Origin of the sequence: uncultured Microscilla sp. (assembly GCF_947493425.1) — a bacterium.
GTDB lineage: Bacteria > Bacteroidota > Bacteroidia > Cytophagales > Microscillaceae > Microscilla.
In genome coordinates, this window is sequence record NZ_CANLRP010000417.1 from 1 (window position 1) to 850 (window position 850).

Here is an 850-nt window from a genome sequence, read left to right on the forward strand (position 1 = left end):
GATCAAAGCTAAAAGAAATGACTGGGCATTCAAATGAAGCAATCACAGAAATTTATGCAAGCCTTGCCAATGAAACTATTGCTAAAGAAATGGATAAATTCGAAGGCTTATTTACTGATTGAGAGATATTACCCCTCGTATTTAGTAATATGAAACGAGGGGGCTTTATTTGTAGTGCGGGTGACGTTCATAAAATTGTGTTTGTAATTTTTAACTCATTGATTATTAGTATTGAGCTTTTCAAAAAGCACAGTTCAATAAACGCTCTCTAGTGTGTGCGACTATTCTGTAAAAACTTTGCGTATATCTGCTCCTTTATAATACCATTTCCCGCTCACTTTTTTCGCTGGAAGCTCCCCTCTTTCTCTCATTCGGGCAAGGGTGTCATCACTGATATCTCCTCCCATTTCTTCTTTGATTCTTTTGTTGGTGTATATATCTAAACCACTGTTTTCGGCTTTGAACAGTGCTTCTATTTTACCATAGATGGTTTCTTCAAAAGCCTTCATTAAGTGTTGAATATCCTCTGTTGTTGGAATATTTGCTGCCATCATCTTACCTTTTAAAAACTTGAATACTTATTTGTGTTTGAACCAGCGTAGCCCTAAGAAAGTGAAAAACAGGGTTGAGTATACTTTTCAAACCTACTTACTTTTTAGTCTGCGTGAGCAGGCAACCTAAAAATCTGTTTTGCCAGGTCATAGACTTCTGTAATAAAGCCGTTGTTTTCAATCCAGTCAATGGGAGTTGTATTGGCTTGCCTGGCGTTTTTATATGGACTTTGTTTGTATATCAGCGTAAACCTTTCATAAAGTAGTTGATATATGTCCTCAATGGGCATCTGGGTAGC

1 protein-coding gene and 1 pseudogene are annotated in these 850 nt (G+C 36.9%); both read right to left on the bottom strand.

Translation table 11 applies throughout. The annotated features are described in order from the left end of the window. Positions 1 to 281 precede the first annotated feature (281 nt). Positions 282 to 554: a helix-turn-helix domain-containing protein gene (locus Q0954_RS34110; protein ID WP_299466607.1), complete on the bottom strand. Its 273-nt coding sequence runs from the start codon at positions 552 to 554 to the stop codon at positions 282 to 284. A gap of 101 nt (positions 555 to 655) precedes the next feature. Next, positions 656 to 850: pseudogene (locus Q0954_RS34115) on the bottom strand (hypothetical protein); the annotation flags it as partial.

Bases quoted from the DNA above. Each gene is read 5' to 3' on its own strand.
- Q0954_RS34110 (WP_299466607.1), bottom strand. From the start codon at position 554: ATGATGGCAGCAAATATTCCAACAACAGAGGATATTCAACACTTAATG.